The organism is Microbacterium sp. CPCC 204701, assembly GCF_004010105.1.
Classification (GTDB): Bacteria; Actinomycetota; Actinomycetes; order Actinomycetales; family Microbacteriaceae; genus Microbacterium.
This window is the reverse complement of record NZ_RRYE01000010.1, coordinates 1-19007: the sequence shown is the minus strand read 5'-3', so window position 1 is coordinate 19007 and position 19007 is coordinate 1. Positions and strand designations below refer to the sequence as shown.

General features: G+C 69.1%; 20 protein-coding genes. 12 read left to right on the top strand and 8 right to left on the bottom strand.

Annotation, left to right across the window (positions count from 1 at the left end):
* Nucleotides 1–46: 46 nt before the first annotated feature.
* On the bottom strand, nucleotides 47–442 hold the full coding sequence (locus EIO58_RS02120; protein WP_127818045.1) for a VOC family protein: 396 nt from the start codon (nucleotides 440–442) through the stop codon (nucleotides 47–49).
* Nucleotides 443–544: 102 nt separating this feature from the next.
* Here EIO58_RS02120 and EIO58_RS02115 point away from each other — a divergent pair, with 102 nt between their 5' ends.
* The gene (locus EIO58_RS02115; protein WP_127818044.1) at nucleotides 545–1312 is read left to right on the top strand and encodes a TetR/AcrR family transcriptional regulator C-terminal domain-containing protein; all 768 of its coding nucleotides are present in this window, start codon (nucleotides 545–547) and stop codon (nucleotides 1310–1312) included.
* 30 nt (nucleotides 1313–1342) lie between these two features.
* On the opposite strand, the gene EIO58_RS02110 is transcribed toward EIO58_RS02115, so the two are convergent.
* From EIO58_RS02110 to EIO58_RS02095, 4 genes are all read right to left on the bottom strand, one after another.
* Complete coding sequence (locus tag EIO58_RS02110; RefSeq protein ID WP_127818043.1) at nucleotides 1343–2584, bottom strand: RNA polymerase sigma factor; 1242 nt, start codon at nucleotides 2582–2584, stop codon at nucleotides 1343–1345.
* Nucleotides 2585–2609: 25 nt separating this feature from the next.
* The gene (locus EIO58_RS02105; RefSeq protein WP_127818042.1) at nucleotides 2610–3029 is read right to left on the bottom strand and encodes a YciI family protein; all 420 of its coding nucleotides are present in this window, start codon (nucleotides 3027–3029) and stop codon (nucleotides 2610–2612) included.
* 133 nt (nucleotides 3030–3162) lie between these two features.
* A complete protein-coding gene (locus EIO58_RS02100) occupies nucleotides 3163–4350 on the bottom strand; it encodes a MalY/PatB family protein (protein WP_240658527.1) in 1188 nt (395 codons plus the stop codon).
* Nucleotides 4351–4379: 29 nt separating this feature from the next.
* Nucleotides 4380–5141, bottom strand: coding sequence for a helix-turn-helix transcriptional regulator (locus tag EIO58_RS02095; protein WP_127818041.1), 762 nt, complete (start codon nucleotides 5139–5141; stop codon nucleotides 4380–4382).
* A gap of 256 nt (nucleotides 5142–5397) precedes the next feature.
* On the opposite strand from EIO58_RS02095, the gene EIO58_RS02090 reads away from it, so the two are divergent.
* The 8 genes from EIO58_RS02090 (at nucleotide 5398) to EIO58_RS02055 (ending at nucleotide 14012) form a co-directional block, all read left to right on the top strand.
* A complete protein-coding gene (locus EIO58_RS02090; protein ID WP_127818040.1) occupies nucleotides 5398–7023 on the top strand; it encodes an ABC transporter substrate-binding protein in 1626 nt (541 codons plus the stop codon).
* A 79-nt stretch (nucleotides 7024–7102) separates the two neighbouring features.
* Nucleotides 7103–8083, top strand: coding sequence for an ABC transporter permease (locus tag EIO58_RS02085; protein ID WP_127818039.1), 981 nt, complete (start codon nucleotides 7103–7105; stop codon nucleotides 8081–8083).
* A 1-nt stretch (nucleotide 8084) separates the two neighbouring features.
* On the top strand, nucleotides 8085–8993 hold the full coding sequence (locus tag EIO58_RS02080; protein WP_127818038.1) for an ABC transporter permease: 909 nt from the start codon (nucleotides 8085–8087) through the stop codon (nucleotides 8991–8993).
* Nucleotides 8990–10606 (top strand): dipeptide ABC transporter ATP-binding protein, encoded by a 1617-nt coding sequence (locus tag EIO58_RS02075; protein ID WP_240658526.1) that lies wholly within the window; start codon nucleotides 8990–8992, stop codon nucleotides 10604–10606. The genes EIO58_RS02080 and EIO58_RS02075 overlap by 4 nt, the downstream gene beginning before the upstream one ends.
* A complete protein-coding gene (locus tag EIO58_RS02070) occupies nucleotides 10603–11859 on the top strand; it encodes an amidohydrolase family protein (RefSeq protein ID WP_127818036.1) in 1257 nt (418 codons plus the stop codon). The genes EIO58_RS02075 and EIO58_RS02070 overlap by 4 nt, the downstream gene beginning before the upstream one ends.
* Nucleotides 11856–13109 carry a metal-dependent hydrolase family protein gene (locus EIO58_RS02065; RefSeq protein WP_127818035.1) on the top strand — a complete coding sequence of 418 codons (1254 nt, stop codon included), beginning with the start codon at nucleotides 11856–11858 and terminating at the stop codon, nucleotides 13107–13109. Before EIO58_RS02070 ends, EIO58_RS02065 begins: the two co-directional genes overlap by 4 nt.
* A 31-nt stretch (nucleotides 13110–13140) precedes the next feature.
* Nucleotides 13141–13461: a carboxymuconolactone decarboxylase family protein gene (locus tag EIO58_RS02060; RefSeq protein ID WP_205789091.1), complete on the top strand. Its 321-nt coding sequence runs from the start codon at nucleotides 13141–13143 to the stop codon at nucleotides 13459–13461.
* Between the two features lie 83 nt (nucleotides 13462–13544).
* On the top strand, nucleotides 13545–14012 hold the full coding sequence (locus EIO58_RS02055) for a hypothetical protein (protein ID WP_127818034.1): 468 nt from the start codon (nucleotides 13545–13547) through the stop codon (nucleotides 14010–14012).
* A 17-nt stretch (nucleotides 14013–14029) separates the two neighbouring features.
* Here the strand turns inward: EIO58_RS02055 and EIO58_RS02050 are convergent, their stop codons facing one another.
* Nucleotides 14030–14566: a DUF1697 domain-containing protein gene (locus EIO58_RS02050; protein ID WP_127818033.1), complete on the bottom strand. Its 537-nt coding sequence runs from the start codon at nucleotides 14564–14566 to the stop codon at nucleotides 14030–14032.
* Between the two features lie 223 nt (nucleotides 14567–14789).
* On the bottom strand, nucleotides 14790–15557 hold the full coding sequence (locus EIO58_RS02045; protein WP_127818032.1) for an SDR family oxidoreductase: 768 nt from the start codon (nucleotides 15555–15557) through the stop codon (nucleotides 14790–14792).
* A gap of 100 nt (nucleotides 15558–15657) precedes the next feature.
* Here EIO58_RS02045 and EIO58_RS02040 point away from each other — a divergent pair, with 100 nt between their 5' ends.
* From EIO58_RS02040 to EIO58_RS02030, 3 genes are all read left to right on the top strand, one after another.
* Entirely contained in the window at nucleotides 15658–16509 is an 852-nt protein-coding gene (locus EIO58_RS02040; RefSeq protein ID WP_127818031.1) for a helix-turn-helix transcriptional regulator, read from the top strand.
* 441 nt (nucleotides 16510–16950) lie between these two features.
* Entirely contained in the window at nucleotides 16951–18219 is a 1269-nt protein-coding gene (locus EIO58_RS02035) for an HNH endonuclease signature motif containing protein (protein WP_127818030.1), read from the top strand.
* Nucleotides 18220–18316: 97 nt separating this feature from the next.
* Nucleotides 18317–18694, top strand: coding sequence for a nuclear transport factor 2 family protein (locus EIO58_RS02030; RefSeq protein ID WP_127818029.1), 378 nt, complete (start codon nucleotides 18317–18319; stop codon nucleotides 18692–18694).
* Nucleotides 18695–18770: 76 nt separating this feature from the next.
* Here EIO58_RS02030 and EIO58_RS02025 read toward each other — a convergent pair.
* Nucleotides 18771–19007: aggregation-promoting factor C-terminal-like domain-containing protein (locus EIO58_RS02025; protein WP_446723855.1), on the bottom strand; the 237-nt coding region annotated here is incomplete at its 5' end.

The window sequence follows — 19007 nt, the reverse complement described above, 5'->3', positions numbered from 1 at the left end:
ACGAGGGCGGGGAGGGTGGCGCGCGTCGACCCGCCGCCCACGCGGATCAGTGCTGCTCGCCGGTGGGGGCCACCCACTGCACGAGCTGGTAGATGACGCCGTTGGGGTCGGCCATCTGGAAGTAGCGCTCACCCCACGGCTCGGTCTCGATCGGCGTGGCGATCTCGACCCCGGCGTCGCGCAGGCGCGCGTAGTCGGCATCGATGTCGTCCACGGTGAAGGCCACAAGCAGACCGTCGGCATGACCGGCCATGGACTCGGGCTTGAACGTCGAGAGCCCCTTACGCAGGTAGATGAGGTTGAACCCCGCCTCCGGGTGCGAAAGCGACGAGAAACCGTCGGCCTCCATGGCGACGCTGAAGCCCAGGTGCTTCTGTACCCACGTGGCCGAGGCCTCGACGTCGGTGACGTTGAGCGAGATCGCGGAATCGGTGATGTGCATGCGGTCCTCCTGTGTGGGTTGGTCGCGGTGATGTCCGGCACCGTCAACACTATACAACGTACAATGTACAGCGTACAACGAAATGATGCAACAATGGATTCCATGACTGCAGAACGGACCGGATCGGGTGAACCGAGCGCGACGCTCGCCCTGCTGTGGGGCGCGCCGGTCGAACAGCGGCGCAAGGGCCCCGCGCGGTCGGTGACCGTGCCGCAGATCGTCGACGCCGCACTCGCGCTCGCCGACGCCGAGGGTCTCGCCGCGCTCACGATGCGCGCGGTCACCGACAAGGTCGGCATCTCGGCGATGTCGGTCTACACGTACGTGCCCGGCAAGCCCGAGCTGCTCGACCTCATGGTCGACGCGCTCTACGCCCGCATGGACCGTCCCGAGTGGGGCGCGCAGGCCTGGCGAAAGCGCGTCACAACGATCGCCGTGGCGAACCGGATGCTGCTGACCCGGCACCCCTGGATGACCGAGGTCGCCGCCCTCAGCCGCCCGCCCCTCGGCCCGGGGCTCATGGCGAAGTACGAGCACGAGCTGGCCGCGTTCGACCGGACGGGATTGACGGATGTCGACACCGACGCCGCACTGACCTTCGTACTGGGCTTCGTCCAGTCCCACTGCCGCGCAGCGCATGACGCGCGCCGTGCGACGACGGACACCGCGATGAGCGATGCGGACTGGTGGGCGGCGAATCAGCCGATCCTCGAGCGCGCCTTCGACCCCGCCGTCTACCCGCGGGCCGTACGCACCGGCGCCGCGGCAGGGGAGGCGCAGGGCTCCGCGTGGAGCGACGAGCGCTCGTGGAAGTTCGGCCTCGCGCGTGTGCTCGACGGGCTCGCGGCGCTCATCGACCGCGAGGGTTGAAGGCGCTTCGACAAGCTCAGCAACCGGGCGCTATCGCAGCCTCTCCACCTTGTCGCGCAGCACCTTCTGCTGGGCCGCGTTCGCCGTGAGTTCTGCCGCCGTCCGCAGCTCCGACCGTGCCTCGTCCGCACGCCCCAGCCGCGCCAGCAGCTCGCCGCGCACGCTCGGAATAAGGTACGAGCCCCGAAGCGCTCCCGACGCCTCGAGCCCGTCGACGATCCGCAATCCTGCCTCGGGACCGTAGGTCATCGATACCGCCACCGCACGGTTCAGCTCGACGATCGCGCTCGGGGCTATCCGCCCGAGCACCTCGTAGTGCAGCACGATCCGCGGCCAGTCGGTTTCTTCGACGCTCGGAGCCACCGCATGGCACTGCGCGATCGCTGCCTGCAGGGCGTACGAACCGCGACCGATCCCGCGAGCCGCTGCCAACGCGTCCGCCCGCTTCAGGAGCTCGACCGCGCGCGCGATCTGCCCGCGGTCCCACCGCGACCGGTCCTGGTCGGCCAGCAGCACGGGCTCACCGGTGCGCGACTCACGCGCGGCGAAACGCGAGCGCTGGAACTCCATCAGGGCCACCAGCGCGAGCGGCTCGGGCTCGCGCGGCAGGAGTCCCGCGACGATGCGGCCGAGCCGCAGCGCCTCGTCGGCGAGATCGGGGCGCACCCAGCGGTCGCCGGCGGTGGCGGCGTAGCCCTCGGTGAAGACGAGGTACACGACTCCCAGCACGGCCGAGAGTCTCGCCTTCCACTCCGACGGGTCGGGCGTCTCGAACGGCACCCGGGCCGCGGACAGCGACTTCTTGGCCCGGGTGATGCGGGCCTGCACGGTCGGAACCGTGGTCAGCAGCATCCGCGCGATCTCTTCCGTCGACAGGCCCGCGACCACCCGCAGCGTGAGCGCCACCTGCGACTCGCGCGACAGCGCGGGGTGACACGCCGTGAAGATGAGGCGCATCACGTCGTCGTCGATCGGGCGCCACTCGTCGTCGGTCGCCTCGCCGAGAGTGTGCGCGATCGCGGCGTACCGCTCGTCGAGCCGCTCGCGGCGCCGCCACGCATCGATCACGCGCCGCTTCGCGACGGCGGTCAGCCAGGCGCCGGGATTCGACGGGATGCCGTCCCTCGGCCAGGAACCGAGGGCTTCGAGCAGCGCCTCCTGGGCGACATCCTCGGCGAGGCCGAGGTCGCCGGTCATCTTGGCGACGGATGCCACGATCCGAAGGCCCTCGATGCGCCAGACGGCCTCGACCGTGCGCCGGGTGTCGTTCATGCTCGGTTCGCTCTCGGGTGGCGTATCACTCGGTGCCGAGCTCGGCCCGCCACTCCTTCTCCTTCTCGAGGTACTCGTTGCCCTCGAAGCCCGCGAAGTCGGTCTCATCGGTCACGCGACGCACCTCGAGCTTGTTGCCCGGGGTGAGCGGAGCGCGCTTGGCCCACTCGATGGCCTCCTCGGCGGTGGCGGTCTGGATGATCCAGAAGCCGTTGAACAGCTCGTGCACCTCGCCGTAGGGGCCGTCGCTCACGATCGGGGCCTCGCCCGCGAAGTCCACGACGTAGCCGGGCTCCTGCGCCAGGCCCTCGCCCGCGACCAGCACGCCGGCCTTGATCATCGACTCGTTGTAGGCGCCCATCGCGTTGATGATGGCCTCGAAGTCCATGTTCTCGTAGTCCTCGACGGCCTGCTCGGTGGCCCGCATAATCAGCATGTGCTTCATTTCCCGCTCCTTGTTCCGGTTGCTTGGAGTGACCGTTCGTCCCTCCTCACTATCGCGTCGAACGGGCGCGGAGGAAATCGACATGGGGTTCGAGAATCTTCACGCGCGGATCAGCCGCGGCCTCGCTGCCACGCTAGGCCGCGGCCTCGCGCTCCTGGATGTGCGCGTCCAGCGCCCGTGCCATGCGCAGGATGGCTTCCTGCAGCAGCGGGCGGGGAAGCGCGAAGACGAAGCGGGTGTGTCCGATCGCCGCCTCGCCGCACGCTGCGCCGTCGGTCATGGCGACGCCGGCGTTCTCTCGGAACCACTCGCCGAGGTCGCCGTCGAGCCCGTAGGCACGGAAGTCGATCAGCGCGATGTAGGTGCCCTCGGGAAGCGTCATGCGAGCCTGCGGCAGGTGCTCCTCCACCAGCTCCGCGAGGAGGCGCCGGTTGCCGTCGAGGTACTCCACGACGCTGTCGAGCCACTGTGCGCCGGCCGAGTATGCGGCGGTGTTGGCGAGGACGCCGAGCGTCGACGTGCCGTGCCCGGCCCACATCCCGAACGATTCCCAGACCGCGGCATCCGCGTCGTTCGAAAGGATCACCTGCGCGCACTTCAGTCCTGCGAGGTTCCATGCCTTCGAGGCGGATGCCGCGGTGATCGTGTGCGACGCGGCCTGCTCCGACACCGACGCGTAGGGGATGTGCTGCGCAGGACGGTAGACGATGGGTGCGTGGATCTCGTCGGAGAACACGCGTCCCCTCTTGGCGGTGACGACGTCGGAGAGCGCCTCGAGCTCGTCGCGACGGAAGACGGTGCCGAGCGGGTTGTGCGGGTTGCAGAGCACGACGAGTCCGGCTCCCCCGTCGAAGGCCCGCGCGATCGCCTCTAGGTCCATCGTCATGCGACCGTCGACTTCGATGCTCGGAACCTCGATCACCTCGCGGCCGTGCAGCTTCGGCACGAACAGGAACGGCATGTACGCCGGCGTCGGCACGATCACGGCGCTGCCGGGCTCGGTGAACTTCTCGATCGCCAGTTCGAACGCGGCGATGACGTCGGGGACGTGGTGCACGCGGTCGGCAGGCACCGCCCATCCGTAGTTGTCCGTATACCAGGCGGCGGTCGCCTCCGACATGTCCCGCGCAACCTGCGGGGGAAGATAGCCCGTCAAGCCGCGGTCGAGCGCTGCTTTCAGAGCACCGCTGACGGCCGGAGCGAGGCCGAAGTCCATCTCGGCGACGAAGGCGCCGATCGTCTCGGGGAACATGGTCCACTTGACGCTCCCCGCCTCGCGGAGGTCGGCATCGGTGATCGTGTCGAAATCTTGCTGCGGCACAGCGTCTTCCTCTCTCGGGGGTTGATGCGTCAGGCGTTGGAACGCGTGTCGTCCTGCTCGTCGGTGCTGCCGAGCTCGTTCAGGTAGTTGTAGATGGTGAAGCGGCTGACCTCGAGCGACTCCGCAATCATCTCGACGGCCTCGCGCAGGAGGAAGAGCCCGCGAGCCTTCAGCTGGCCCACGACCTGGAGCTTGTGCTCCTTCTTCATCTGCGGGACCGGGATGCCGATGCTCGAGATCGCCTGATTGATCAGATACGAAGCGAGCTCGTCCACGTCACGGACGAACATCTCCTTCGACTCGACGCGACTGGGCGCCGGCAGCGGAACCGGCCCGTCACCCTGCTTGACGCCGGCGACCGAGACCATCACGTCGGCGATCTGCTTGATCGCCATCCACGCGGAGATGTCCGTATTGATGCACAGAGCTGCGACCGGATTGCCGGCGACATCGCGGATGATCATGGTCGATGACCGCATGCGCCGTCCGTCGGACAGCAGCGTCTCGTACCCGAGGTCATGCTCGGTGAAGCCGGTCACGGCCTGCTGGAGAAGCAGGTCCGTGGCGGGGTCCCCGACGCGACGACCTGTGACGTCTCCGAAGACGGCCACGATCGAGTTCGGAAGCAGACTCAGGTCGTGCAGAACCACCTCGCTGGAGGTGGGGAGGGCTCGCCCGATGGGTTCGACCAAGCGCGAGAAGACAGTGATCAGGCGCTCGCCGTCGAGGGTGCGCTGAGGTGCGCGGACGTCGGCGAGCTCCGCATCGAGCTCCGCCGCGGGATCGGTCATGGTCTCTCCTGGTTCGTGTGGCCCGGCATCCGGACTTCAACATCAAGTTGCAAACGACACGCTAGTGCATCCACATGTTGTTGGGGGCGGAGGTGTTGCGGCTGTGTAAACCGCTTGTAAAAGCTGCGCATTTGTGGCTTGCGTTGAAATCCGGCTGTGTAGCTTGAACACACTGTTGAGAAATTCAGGCGTCTCGCGCCCTTGTCCCACCTGAACGATCCCTGCAATCCCGGCCCATTCCACCCGAGGAGTAGTCATGCAGCACCACCCCCTCAACACTCAAGGCAGCCGCCTGCGCAGGTCGAGCGCCGTAGCAGTCGTGAGTGCCATCGCGGCGATCGTGCTCGCCGGATGCGCCGCTGCCGCGGACAGCACGATGGCGAGCACGTCCACCGAGCCGGCTTCCGGCGGAGATCTCATCGTCGGCACCTACCTCGACCCCACCTGCATCGACAACCAGCAGATCGGGACCAACGTCTCGCTCAGCGTGACCCGGCAGCTCACGGATTCGCTCACCGAGCAGGACCCGGAGACGGGTGAGATCGAGCCGTGGCTGGCTGAGTCATGGGAGGTGAACGAGGACAGCACCGCGTTCACGTTCACGCTGCGTGACGGCGTGACCTTCAGCGATGGGTCCGCGTTCGACGCGCAGGTCGTGAAAGAGAACATCGACGGGATCATCGCACTCGGCGCACAGGCACCGGTCGCCGGCCCGTATCTGGCCGGACTGGAGAGCGCGACGGTCCTCGACGAGCAGACCATCGAGATCGCCTTCGCTCAGCCGAACGCACAATTCCTGCAGGCCACGTCCAACATCGCGATGGGCATGGTCTCGAGCGCGACCGCGGCCATGACAGCGGAGGAGCGCTGCGGCGCCGGCATCGTCGGCACAGGGCCCTTCGTGCTGGAGAGCTATACGGCCAACGACGCCACCGTGCTCTCCAGGCGCGACGGATACGACTGGGCGCCGCCGTCGGCAGCGCACGAGGGTGAGGCCTACCTCGACTCCGTCACATTCCAGGTCCTCCCTGAGAACAGCGTCCGCACCGGTGCGCTCCTGTCGGGACAGGTCGACGCTATGGACAACGTCCAGCAGCAGGACGAGGCAGCCGTCTCCGGCAACGGCTTCAGCCTCGTGACACGCGCCAACCCCGGTTTCGCTGTGTCGGTGATGTTCAACCTGGCTTCCGGCCCCGGCGCCGACCCCGCTGTGCGCAAGGCGATGATGATCGGCGTCGACCGGGAGGACGCCTTGGCCGTGCTCGGTCCGACAGGTGCCGAGACGCCGGGGGTGCTCACCTCGACGACTCCCGGCGCCGAGGACTACACCTCCTATTTCGAGGCCGACCCCGAGGCCGCCGCGGATCTTCTCGAGGAGGCAGGCTGGGTCGAGGGCGCAGACGGCGTCCGGGCGAAGGACGGTCAGCGGCTCGAACTCGACTTCCCCTACTTCTTCGACGGCCCCGTGGTCGAACTTCTGCAGCAGGCGTACGCCGAGCTCGGATTGCGGTTGAACATCTCCCAGGTGACGACGGCGGACTTCCTCACCGCGATCCAGGACGGCGCGTTCGACGCGACGGTGGGCAACCTCACGCGCGCCGACATCGACGTGCTGCGCTCGAGCCTCAGCAGCGCCGGCGCCAACTGGTACGGATTCGCTGACGCCGAGCTGCAGTCGCTGCTGGAAGCGCAGGCGGCGGAGCCCGACCCTGACGCCCGTGTCGAGATCGCCAACGAGATCCAAGAGGTGATCCTCGACAACGCGTATGTGGTGCCGCTGCACGCCCTCGCCCAGGGGTACGCCGTTCGCGACGGGGTCAACGCCTTCGAGTTCGAGGCATCCAGTCGACTCGACCTCTATGACACCTGGATGACGCCGTGAGGCCGGGCGGGGCGGCCGGAGCCGTTGGACCGGCCGCCCCGCCCGCTTCCCTCAGCTTTCCCACACGAGAGGACAACAGGTGATCAGATATCTCGCCGGCCGCGTCGGTCAGGCAGCGGCTGTCGTCTGGGCCGCCTTCACACTGGGCTTCATCATCCTCTACCTCATGCCCTCCGATCCCGCCGAGATCATCGCCAGCGGGGGGCTGCAGGGAGAGAGCGGCAGCGAAGCCAGTCAGCAGCAGCTCGAGGAGCTGCGCGCCGAGATGGGACTCGACCAACCCGCGATCGTGCAGTACTTCACCCGGCTGTTCGCGATGGCGACGGGGGACTGGGGAGCGTCGTACCAGACCGGACTCCCCGTGACGGACATGCTCTCGACCGCGCTGCCGCCGACCGTCGCGATCGCGGTGCTCGGTCTGTCGATCGCGATCGTCATTGGGATGCTGCTCGGCTTCCTCGCCACCTACACCCGCTTCGGACCGCTGCGCCAGCTCCTCTATTCGCTGCCGTCGGTCGGCGCCAGCATCCCGACGTTCTGGTCTGCGCTCGTGCTGATCCAGCTCTTCTCGTTCAGTCTTCGGATGTTCCCCGCCTTCGGCAACAACGGCTTCTCATCGACCGTGCTGCCCGCGATCGCGCTGGCGATCCCGGTCTCAGCGATGATCGCCCAGGTCTTCGGGAAGAGCCTGCGCACGGTCATGGCCGAGCCGTACCTCGACACCGCTCGCGCCAAGGGCGCATCGCGGATGGCATCGATGCTCCGCCACGCCGTTCGCAACGCCCTCCTGCCTGTGCTGACGATGGTCGGCATGATCTTCGGCGCCCTGCTGAGCGGTGCGGTCGTCATCGAGACGGTCTTCGGCCGGCAGGGATTCGGGCGCCTCACCGTGGACGCCGTCAACACCCAGGACATCCCGGTCGTGATGGGGGTGGTCGTCTTCTCGGCGATCGTCTTCGTCGCCGCCACGCTGATCGTCGACCTGCTCTACCCCCTGCTGGACCCGCGTATCCGGCAGAGCCTCCGCCCCACCCGCACGAGACTCGCAAAGGCGGCCTGACATGGCTACCACGATCATCAGCCCGCAGGCGACCGAGGTCGCCCCAGCCGTCCCCGCGGAACGCGTCCGGCCGGTCGCCGAGCCGACCGCGCTCACGCGAGCAGCGCGCTGGGTCGCGCGGCAGCCCGGCCTCCTGGTCAGCATCGCCTTCCTGGCGGTCGTGGCGATCTGGGTCATCGCCCCCGCGCTGTTCACCGCGGCCAACCCGCTCACCGGAGACGTGAGCGATCGCCTCCTTCCGCCGTCGTCTGCCCACCTTTTCGGCACCGATGCACTCGGACGTGACCTGTACGCCAGAGTCGTGTACGGCGCCGGCTACTCGATCCAGGCCATCCTCATCGCCGTCGGTGTGGCGCTCGTCGTCGGATCGCTCCTGGGGCTCGCGGCCGGATTCTTCGGCCGCTGGGTCGACGACGTGCTCATGCGAGTCGTCGACGTCGTCCTGGCCATTCCGGCGCTGCTGCTGTCGATGGCGCTCATCACGATCCTCGGCTACGGCCTCGTCAACGTCGCGATCGCCGTCGGTCTCGCGAGCGTCGCCAACTTCGCTCGGCTGATGCGAGCCGACGTGCTGCGGGTGCGCACGTCGCTGTATGTCGAGGCCGCCCGAGCGTCCGGATGCCGCTGGTGGACGATCCTCTTCCGTCACGTGCTGCCGAACTCGGCCGGATCCGTGGTCGCGGTCGCTGCGCTGGAGTTCGGCACAGCGGTCCTCGCCGTCTCCGCCCTGAGCTTCCTCGGCTACGGGGCTCCCGCGCCCACCCCGGAATGGGGACGCCTCGTGTCGGAAGGACGCGACTTCATGGCGACGGCATGGTGGCTCGTCACGTTCCCCGGCATCGTCATCACCCTGCTCGTGCTCGCGACGAACCGCGTCGCGCGCGCACTCGAGAAAGGCGGCCGCCAGTGAGCGCTCAGCCCCTCCTCAGCGTCCGCGACCTGCGGATCTCCTACACCTCGCGCGGTGTCACGCGGGAGGTCGTCCACGGTGTCTCGCTCGACATCGCGCCCGGCGAGGTGGTGGCGATCGTCGGCGAGTCGGGTTCGGGAAAGACGACGGTCGCTCAGTCGCTCATCGGCATGCTCTCGCACAACGGCCGCATCAGCGGGGGGACTGTGATGTTCGACGACATGGACATCGCCCGATTCAGCGACCGTGCCTGGCGGAATCTGCGCGGCGACGCGATCGGTCTCGTCCCGCAGGACCCCACCGTGTCGCTCAACCCGGTGATGAAGATCGGGCCGCAGGTCTCGGAGCCGCTGCGCGTCCACCGCGGCCTGTCGAGGAAGGATGCCGAGCGGGAAGCGATCCGCATCCTCGCTGAATCCGGCCTGACCAACCCCAAGGCGCGTGCTGAGCAGTATCCGCATCAGCTCTCGGGTGGCATGCGCCAGCGCGTTCTCATCGGCATGGCCCTCGCCTGCACACCGCGTCTCGTGGTCGCCGACGAGCCGACGAGCGCTCTGGACGTCACGGTGCAGCGCCAGATCCTCGACCACATCGATGGCATGATCGCCGCCCACGGCACGGCGATGCTGCTGATCACTCACGACCTCGCCGTCGCCGCCGATCGCGCCCAGCGCATCGTCGTCATGTGCAAGGGCGAGATCGTCGAGGAGGGGCCCGCGGTCGATATCATGGCCGCCCCCCGGCATCCGTACACGAAGAAGCTGCTCGCAGCAGCGCCGAGCCTGTCGACGCCGTCCGTGAAGGCGGCACCCGCGCCGGCCGCCGACGGCGTGGACGACCGCGTCATCAGGCTCGATCGCGTGACCAAGCAGTTCCACCTGCCCGCCGGAGGCGTCCTCACCGCCGTCGACGACGTCAGCCTCGACATCCGCCGCGGTGAGACCCTCGGGCTCGTCGGGGAGTCGGGATCGGGCAAGTCGACGCTCGCGCGCATCGTCCTGCAGCTCGAGAAGCAGACATCCGGCGAGGTGTATATCGACGGCGCGCCGACCTCCGAACTCACGCCGAGCAAGGTTCGGTGGCTGCGGCGACGGATGCAAGTGGTCTACCAGAACCCGTATGCCTCACTCGATCCCCGGTTCACCGTGGCATCCATCATCGACGAGCCGCTGCGCGCGTTCCGGGTGGGCGACCGCCGACAGCGGCGTGCCCGCGTGCTGGAACTCCTCGACAGGGTCTCGCTTCCCGCCGAGACGGCGCGGCGGCGTGCGGAGGAGCTCTCCGGCGGCATGCGGCAGCGCGTCGCGATCGCGCGAGCGCTGGCACTGTCTCCCGAGCTCCTGGTGTGCGACGAGCCGACGAGCGCGCTCGACGTCTCGGTGCAGGCGCAGGTGCTCGACCTGCTGACGGAGCTGCAGCGAGATCTCGGGGTGACGATCCTGTTCATCTCACATGACCTCGCCGTGGTGCGTCAGATCTCGCACCGGGTCGCCGTCATGCAGTTCGGCGTGCTGCGCGAGTGCGGCGACGCCGAGCAGGTCTTCACCGCGCCGGCCGATTCGTACACCCGCGAGCTGCTGACATCGATCCCGGGAAGGGAGCTGGTCGCATGAGCGACGACTTCACTGTTTTCAGCGCGGATGCCGTGTGGTGCGGCACCGCGGGATCGAGGATCGCCGGGGGCGTGGTCGTCGTGCGGGGCCAGGAGATCGCCTGGGTGGGGGCGGCGGACGCGCTTCCCGTCGCGTACGCGGGGGCACCGGCCCGGCACTTCCCCGGGGCGACCATCCTCCCTGGGCTCATCGAATCGCACGCCCACCTGTCGTACGACGGCAAGGCCGGCACGAAGAAGCGATCGTTCGGACGCTCGGCACCCAACCTCGTCGCCGTCATGATCGCGTCGGTGCGCGAGCTGCTGAGCGTCGGGGTCACGACCGTCCGCGATCTCGGGGCCCGCGACAACCTCAGCATCGAGGTGCGGGATGCGGTCGCGGAGGGACTCGTCCGCGGCCCGCGCATGCTCGTCGCCGGAGCGCAGATCACCACGACAGGGGGTCACACGTGGCAGAACCACGGCCGCGCCGACTCGCCCGACGAGCTGCGCAAGCTCGTGCGCTCGCATCACAAGGCCGGGGTCGACCTCATCAAGATCAACGCGACCGGCGGGTTCATGACGGCCAAGAGCGCGCCGTGGTTCGCCCAGTTCTCGGTCGAGGAGATGGCCGCGGTGGTGGAGGAGGCGCACCGCCTGGGCAAGAAGGTGGCTGCGCACGCGCACGGCGTGGAAGGCATCGAACGTGCCGTCGCTGCGGGCGTGGACACGATCGAGCACTGCACGTTCGTCGCCGAAGGCGCCGTCGTCGAGCCGGACATCGCCCTGATCGACGAGATCGCCGCGCGCGGCATCCACGTGTGTGCGACCGCCACTTGGAACCTCCCGCAGATGATGCGCAGCAATCCGGCGTTCCAGCCTCCGATCAAGCTGATGCACGAGCGGGGCGTGCAGCTCATCGCCGGCAACGACTCCGGCATCGACGGGGTGCCGCACTCCAGCTATGCCGGCGGGCTCGAGACCTCCGTGATCCTCGGCATCCCCATCGAGGACGTGCTCGTCGGCGCGACGTCGCGGGCCGCCGCCGCACTGGACCTGACCGGTGTCGCCGGAGAACTCGTGCCGGGCGCCTCGGCCGACCTGATCGTCGTGGGTGGAGACCCCCTCGCCGACATCTCGGCCGTGCGCGACGTGCGACATGTGCTCGCGCGGGGAGCGGAGTTCACTCCGGATCCGGTACAGGTTCCGGATCCCGACCCCGCGTACGCCGAGGCCCTCGCCGCCGCGGCGACGTTCGCAGAGGTCATGTCGTGACGAAGATCTACTCCGCCGCTCGGGTGCGCACGCACTCCGCCGCCGGGACCATTCCGGACGCGAGCGTCGTCACCGACGACGAAGGACTCATCGCGTGGGTGGGGCCGACCCGCGACATCCCCCCGTCGTTCGCGGAAGCTGTCCGGGTGCGGGTCGACGGGACGATCATGCCCGGCCTGGTCGACACGCACGTGCATCTCGGCTTCGACGGAGGCCCGCACCCGGTCGAGCGGATGATGGCAGAAAGCGATGCCGAGCAGCTCGTCCTCATGCTTCGCAGTGCGCGTGAGCTCCTGAGCGCGGGGGTGACCACCGCGCGCGACCTCGGCGCGCGAGGCTACCTCGACGTTGTCGTGCGCGACGCGATCGTGCGGGGGGATGCGCGCGGTCCGCGGCTGGTCGTCTCGGGCGCACCGCTCACACCGACCGGTGGCCACTGCTGGTTCATGGGCGGAGAGGCCGACGGCGCGTACGAGCTGCGCAAGGCCGTTCGGCGACACCACGAGCACGGTGTCGACTCGATCAAGATCATGTCGACCGGTGGCTTCATGACCAAGGGCAGCGCCCCGTGGTTCGCCCAGTACTCACAGGACGAGCTGGCGCTGGCGGTCGGCGATGCCCACCGCCTCGGCAAGAGGACGGTCGCTCACGCGCACGGGATCGAAGGCATCCGCAATGCTGTGCGAAGCGGGATCGATGCGCTCGAGCACTGCACGTTCGTCGCATCCGACGGCAGCCTGAGCTTCGACCCGCAGGTGGCCGACGAGATCGCGGCGCGCGGAGTGTACGTGTCGTTCACGCTCAATGTTCTCGCGTGGCAGATGCTCCGCGCAGGCACCCGTGGGTTTGTGGATCACTTCGCGACGGTCGTGCGTGAACTGCGGTCCCGTGGGGTGCGCATCGTGACGGGAACAGATGCTGGAATCGACCGCGCTCCCCATCACGCCTACGCCGCCGGACTCGAGGTGCTCGCCGCGGTCGGTCTGCCCGTTGACGAGGTGCTTCATGCCGCGACGGTGATGTCGGCGGAATCCATGGGGCTCGACGATCAGATCGGCGCGCTCCGGCCCGGACTGTCCGCGGATCTCATCGGGGTCGCGGGTGATCCCGCGACCGACCTGACCGTGCTGCGACGGCCGACACTCGTGGTGGCAGCCGGCGAGGAGTTCGTTCCGGACAGCTATCCCGACCTCGATGCGCTCCCGATGCCGGCACCCACGGGCCCCGGCTCCCTCGCGCACGAGCACTGACCCTCGACCCACGACAGGAAGCTGAACCTCCATGACGCAGCACAACCACCCCGCACCCCTCGGAGACCTCGCCGGCGAGATGGGGGCCGCGTTCGTCGCATTCGACGACGCGGTCTTCAACGGCGCGGGCGAGATCCCGCGCAAGTACCGCGAGCTCATCGCACTGGGTGTCGCCCTGACCACCCAGTGCGATGCCTGCCTGAAAGGACACGCCCGGGCTGCGGTGGAATACGGTGCAACCGAGGAGGAACTTGCCGAGACGACCTACATCACCGCCGCGTTGCGCGCGGGAGGTGGAATCGTTCACGGCATGAAGGCGCTCGCCGCCGTGCAGCGCACCGCTGTGCCCTGACAACCGAGGCGCCCGCAACCACTGTTTCTTCGCGGCCGTCGAGGCCGACCGCCGGCGCGACGCATCGGACTAGGGTCGGGCGCATGGCCGAGACATCCGACCACTGGCGCGACGCCGGCATCATCATGGGCTGGAATCCGACCCTGTGGGACGAATGGCCGGGCACCTACGCCGGCGTCGTTGCCGGCGTCGCTGGGGGCACGCCGTACGCCACGCAGTGGTCAGTGGGATCGAGGCGCGAGGTCAAGCCCGGCACCGATGCCTGGCTGCTGCGGCAGGGCGGGTCGTACGGGCTCATCGGCCACGGCATCGTGTTGACCCACCCGTACGATGACGTGCACTTCGCCGACCCGCGGCGCACCGCGAGCTTCGTCGCGGTCGCGTTCGACGAGCTGGTTGTCGAGAGCGACCGCGTGCCGCGTGACGTGCTCGAGGTGGTCGTACCGGAGGTCGCCTGGCGGTTCCAGTTCCGCTCGGGCAACCGCATCGCGCCCGAGCCCAACCGGCGCCTGCGGGGGCTGTGGCGGGAGGCGGTCGAGGCGCTCGGGTAGCGGGCGCCTCGACGGGGTCAGCGGCGGGATTCCGCCGTCGCGAAGCGGTCGACGAGGCGCACGACGGTCCGAAGGCCGCGCGAAGTCGCTTGGCCGCCGGTCACGCGCTCGATCACCGGCGTGGCGTTGCCGTCGCCGTCGCGCTCGTTGCGGGTCAGTGCCCAGCCCGCTCCCGTGGCGACGAGCTCGCAGCGGCGGTACGCGGCTTCGCTCGCCACGTCGGGGTGGGCCGGGTCGATCGTGCCCCCGCTGTGGAGGGTGAACTCGTGCCGATGCGGGTCGGGAGTGGCGCCGTGCTCGTCGACGACCGAGACCAGATCGTCGAACGGGATCCAGAAGCAGTCGCGCTCCAGGCCCGCGCGCGCGGCGATCGACGCCACGACCGCCTCGGCGGCCGTCGCGGGATCGTCGGCCTCGAATACGACGGTGCCGTTGCTCTGGAAGGGCACGGCGCCGAGGCATCCGGCGTCCTCGAAGGCGCCCAGGATGTCGGCCGTCGAAGGGTGACCCCGCTGGCCCTGATTGACGTTTCGCAGCAACGCGACGCACCTCATGCGTCGACGGTACCGGGTGGGTCCGACAGCGCGGCCCCGCTACGGCGGACGCAGCGGGGCCGTGCGCTCAGTGAACGGGCGGGATCGTGAATCCGGCGATGCGGTCGCCGCGGAGCTCGACGGTTCCGTCGGGCTCGCCGTTGAACATGCGGCTGCGCTCGTCGAAGTGGATGCGCACGATGCATCCGTCATCGTCGGTCCGTTTCGTCGAGTCGCAGCCGGGCTATGCCGCGGCGTGCGGGTCGAGGCGGTTGAGGGTCTCGACGACGCTCGCGTAGTCGCCGCGAGCCTCGCCGTAGCGCAGGAACTTCACACGTTCGACCTGCACCTCGGTGGCATCGGGCTCGTCGCGCAGGATCTGCACGACCTCGTCGACGAACTCGTCGAGCGGCATCGCGAACGGGCTCTGGCGCTGCCCGGCCATGAGGTCGGTCGCCACCGACGGCGGCTCGAGCTCGACGACGCGCACCGACGTGCCCGCCAGCTGCAGGCGGATCGATTCGCTCAGCATGTGGATCGCGGCCTTCGTCGCGTTGTACGTCGGCGTCACGCGCAGCGGCGCGAACGCCAGGCCCGACGAGACGGTCATGATCGTGGCCTCCGGCTGCGACCGCAGCTGCTCGACGAACGCGCCGATGAGGCGGATCGGTCCGAGCAGGTTCGTCGTCACCGTCGCCTCGGCGGTCGAGACGAAACCCTCCGGGGTCGTCCAGTCCTCGAGGCGCATGATGCCCGCCATCGTCACGAGCACGTTGAGCTCGGGGTGGCGCGCGATGGCTTCGGACGCGGCTGCGGCGATGGACGCGGCATCCGTCGTGTCGATCTCGACCGTGTCGATTCCAGGATGCCGCGCCGCGATGTCGTCGAGGAGCTCGCGGCGGCGCCCGCCGACGATCACGGTGTTGCCGGCCTCGTGCAGGCGTTCGGCGAGGGCCAGGCCGATGCCGCTCGTCGCGCCGGGGATGAAGATGGTGTTTCCGTCGATTCGCATGCTTCGAGTGTTCGACTCGGGCGTGCGGCGTGGCAGAGAGCGCTTATCGGGGGAGCGGGAGTCCCTGGATGCCTCGGTCCCGCGCGCGCATGATGGACCCATGGATCGCGAAGCCCTGGCCGAGTTCCTCCGCAGCCGCCGCGAGAAGCTGCAGCCCGCCGACGTCGGGCTGAGCGAGGGCGTGCGCCGCCGGGCACCCGGGCTGCGGCGCGAGGAGGTCGCGCAGCTCGCCCTGATGTCGACCGACTACTACACGCGACTGGAGCAGCAGCGCGGACCTCAGCCGAGCACCCAGATGCTCGCGTCGCTCGCCCGCGCGCTGCGGCTCACCGCCGACGAGCGCGACTACCTGTACCGGATGGCGGGGCACGCGGTTCCCGACCGGATGGGCCCGGCGGGGCACGTGGCGCCGCCGCTGTTGCGCGTGTTCGACCGCCTCTCCGACACGCCCGCGCTCGTCATCTCGACGCTCGGCGAGACCCTCGTGCAGAACTCGCTCGCCGCCGCTCTGCTCGGCGATCACGTCGGCGCGACGGGATGGGACCGCTACGAACCGTGGCGCTGGTTCGTGCGTCCCGAGACGGAGCGGCTCCACTACCCCGAGAGCGACCATCCCCGCCACAGTCGCGCGCTCGTCGCCGGGCTGCGAGCGGCGTACGGGTCGATGGGGGCGTCGTCCCAGGCGGGCGAGCTGGTCGCAGAGCTCGCGCGGCGGAGTGCCGAGTTCGGCGAGCTGTGGGAGAGGCAGGAGGTCGCGCAGCGCTTCGCCGACCACAAGGTGCTGCTGCATCCGGAGGTCGGCGCGATCGAGGTCGACTGCCAGGTGCTCTTCACCGAGGACCGGTCGCAGGCGCTCCTCGTTCTCACCCCCGAGCCGCGCAGCGAGGCCGAGGAGAAGATCCGCCTCCTCGGCGTGCTCGGTATGCAGCAGTTCTCCGGCGCCGCGCGTTGAGCCGGACGACTTTTCAGGCCACGGCCTCGTCGATCGCTGCGCCGACGGGCCCGATCGCCGGCCACGCCCCCTCGGAGCTGCTGCCGGGCACGCGTCGGCGGCACGATGTCGCCTGCGTAGAACGCGCGCCAGAACCGGTGCAGAGGCCCGTCCGTGGCTATCACTGGGGGCGGGGGAGTGTCAAGGGTCAGCAGGAATCCGTCGACCTTCCTACTCTGAGAGAGCAGGAAACACACAACACGCGAAGCGGTAGAGCACCGGCGGTCGGGTCGCCGTACAGACTCCCGTGATCGCGCGAGATGGTCCCGGTGGGAGGGCTACCCACCGGGACCATCGCTCTGCGGGCAATGGCCCGGATTTCGGAGAAATGAGCGATATATCGCCCCGGATTCGTTCATGACACATCGAAAGAATGTCGGAGCCCAGTCGTAGTCTGAAGGCATGTCGATCGACCCCGCGCTCGAGATCCCGGTGCCCGATGCGCTCGATCTCGTGGTCGAGGTGGCCGACATGATGGCGATCTTCGCGGCGCAGCGACTGGCGCGCGTGGACGCGATGCGACGTGTGGCGCTCGAGGATGCCGCGCGCCACGGCCGCGAACTCACCGAGGTGATCGAACGCGGCGTGCGGCTCGAGCTGGCGGCAGCGCTGCGCATCACCGAGCACGCGGCCGGTGAGCTGCTCCGGCGGGCGGAGGCGCTCGTCCACCGGTACCCGGCGGTGCTGGCTTCACTGGGGCGGGCCGCGATGACCGAGCGTCACGCCGAGATCCTGGTGAGCGGCCTGGACGAGGTCGAGCCCGATCTGCGTGACGATCTCCTGCCTCGGGCGCTCGAACTGGCGGAGTCGCAGCAGGTCGGCACGTTCCGCCGGTCACTGCGCAAGCTCATCGACTACGCTCGATCGGTGACACTCGCGCAACGTCACGAGGAGGCTCTCGCCAAGCGACGGTCCGTCATCGAGCACGTCGACGACGGGATGGCGTGGCTGCACCTCTACATCCCGGCTGTCGAGGTCCGCGCCATCGACGGTCGCGCCGCCGCGATCGCGAAGGTGATCGTGGCGCAGGAGGATGAGACCCGCACGCTCGATCAGGCACGCGCCGACGTGATGTGCAATCTGCTGATCGAGGGGCGCACCGATCTTCACCCGGTCGAGGCGCGTGGCATCCGTGCGAACGTGGTCGTCACCGTGCCGGCACTCGCGCTGCTCACGGAAGATGACGCCGCCCGCGCTGCGGCCGGGGTGGAACCGGCCGTGGTCGAGGGTCTGGGGCCGGTACCGCTGGAGCGGGCGCGCGAGCTGTGCGGCGGCGCCGACGGCTGGATGCGGATCCTGACCCACCCCGAGACCGGTGCGGTGCTCTCGGTCGGGCGCGACCTCTACCGCACGCCCTCGTCACTTCGGCGCATCGTCGCGTGGCGAGCCGAGCGGTGCATGGGCCCGGGGTGCGGAATGCCGGCGTCGCGGTGCGAGATCGATCACACGGTGGCGTGGGAGCACGGCGGATCCACCTCCCTCGACAACCTCGCGCCACTGTGCCGAGGCCACCACCGGGTCAAACACCACGGCGGCTGGCAGGTGAGACAGGTGCCCGACACCGGGGGCGCGCTCGAGTGGACGTCCCCCGCGGGAAGGCGCTACGTCGTGGAGCCCGAGCGACGAGTCCCGGTGTTCCGCCCGTCCGCGGATGCCGACGCGCCCTTCTGAACGTACGAGCGGCCGACCTGGACGTACGAGCGGGCGGCTCGTGGCGTAGACGCGCAAGCCCCTTGCCGAGGGCCCTCGCGCGATGGACGCTCGAACCATGACCATTGACATCGCCGACCTGCTGCGACTCGAACAAGCGGGCTGGACGTCGCTGTGCGACGGATCCGGTGGCGCGTTCTACGGCCGCATCATGACTCCCGATGGCGTCATGGCGCTCGCCGACGGTTCTGTCCTCGACCGTGACGCCGTCGTGGCGTCCCTCCGCGACGCGCCGGCGTGGGGCAGCTACGAGATCCGCGACGAGCGCCTTGTTCCGTTGGGACCGGACGCGGCGGCACTGGTTTACACCGGACGCGCGTTCCGCGCCGCGGGCGGCCCCGCTTTCGTCGCCCTCATGTCGAGCGTGTACATCCGTGACCGCGACGATTGGCGGCTCGCGCTCTACCAGCAGACGCCGGTCCCCGAGGCGGAATAGCAGACGCCGCCTTGCGCACCGTCAGCGGGCTCGGCGCCGTCCACGGGTCTCCGCGACGTGCGTCTGTCGCCGCGGATCAGTACCAGCCGACCGACTGCGAGTGGCTCCACGCGCCGCACGGCGTGCCGTAGCGACCCGAGATGTACCCGAGACCCCACGAGATCTGGGTCGCCGGGTTGGTCTGCCAGTCGGCACCCGCCGTCGACATCTTGCTGCCGGGCAGCGCCTGCGGGATGCCGAACGCGCCACTGGAGCGGTTGTGGGCCTGATAGTTCCAGCCCGACTCCTTGTTCCACAGCGACACGAGGCACGC

Bases quoted from the DNA above. Each gene is read 5' to 3' on its own strand.
- EIO58_RS02120 (WP_127818045.1), bottom strand. From the start codon at position 442: ATGCACATCACCGATTCCGCGATCTCGCTCAACGTCACCGACGTCGAG.
- EIO58_RS02115 (WP_127818044.1), top strand. From the start codon at position 545: ATGACTGCAGAACGGACCGGATCGGGTGAACCGAGCGCGACGCTCGCC.
- EIO58_RS02110 (WP_127818043.1), bottom strand. From the start codon at position 2,584: ATGAACGACACCCGGCGCACGGTCGAGGCCGTCTGGCGCATCGAGGGC.
- EIO58_RS02105 (WP_127818042.1), bottom strand. From the start codon at position 3,029: ATGAAGCACATGCTGATTATGCGGGCCACCGAGCAGGCCGTCGAGGAC.
- EIO58_RS02095 (WP_127818041.1), bottom strand. From the start codon at position 5,141: ATGACCGATCCCGCGGCGGAGCTCGATGCGGAGCTCGCCGACGTCCGC.
- EIO58_RS02090 (WP_127818040.1), top strand. From the start codon at position 5,398: ATGCAGCACCACCCCCTCAACACTCAAGGCAGCCGCCTGCGCAGGTCG.
- EIO58_RS02080 (WP_127818038.1), top strand. From the start codon at position 8,085: ATGGCTACCACGATCATCAGCCCGCAGGCGACCGAGGTCGCCCCAGCC.
- EIO58_RS02070 (WP_127818036.1), top strand. From the start codon at position 10,603: ATGAGCGACGACTTCACTGTTTTCAGCGCGGATGCCGTGTGGTGCGGC.
- EIO58_RS02060 (WP_205789091.1), top strand. From the start codon at position 13,141: ATGACGCAGCACAACCACCCCGCACCCCTCGGAGACCTCGCCGGCGAG.
- EIO58_RS02055 (WP_127818034.1), top strand. From the start codon at position 13,545: ATGGCCGAGACATCCGACCACTGGCGCGACGCCGGCATCATCATGGGC.
- EIO58_RS02050 (WP_127818033.1), bottom strand. From the start codon at position 14,566: ATGAGGTGCGTCGCGTTGCTGCGAAACGTCAATCAGGGCCAGCGGGGT.
- EIO58_RS02045 (WP_127818032.1), bottom strand. From the start codon at position 15,557: ATGCGAATCGACGGAAACACCATCTTCATCCCCGGCGCGACGAGCGGC.
- EIO58_RS02040 (WP_127818031.1), top strand. From the start codon at position 15,658: ATGGATCGCGAAGCCCTGGCCGAGTTCCTCCGCAGCCGCCGCGAGAAG.
- EIO58_RS02035 (WP_127818030.1), top strand. From the start codon at position 16,951: ATGTCGATCGACCCCGCGCTCGAGATCCCGGTGCCCGATGCGCTCGAT.
- EIO58_RS02030 (WP_127818029.1), top strand. From the start codon at position 18,317: ATGACCATTGACATCGCCGACCTGCTGCGACTCGAACAAGCGGGCTGG.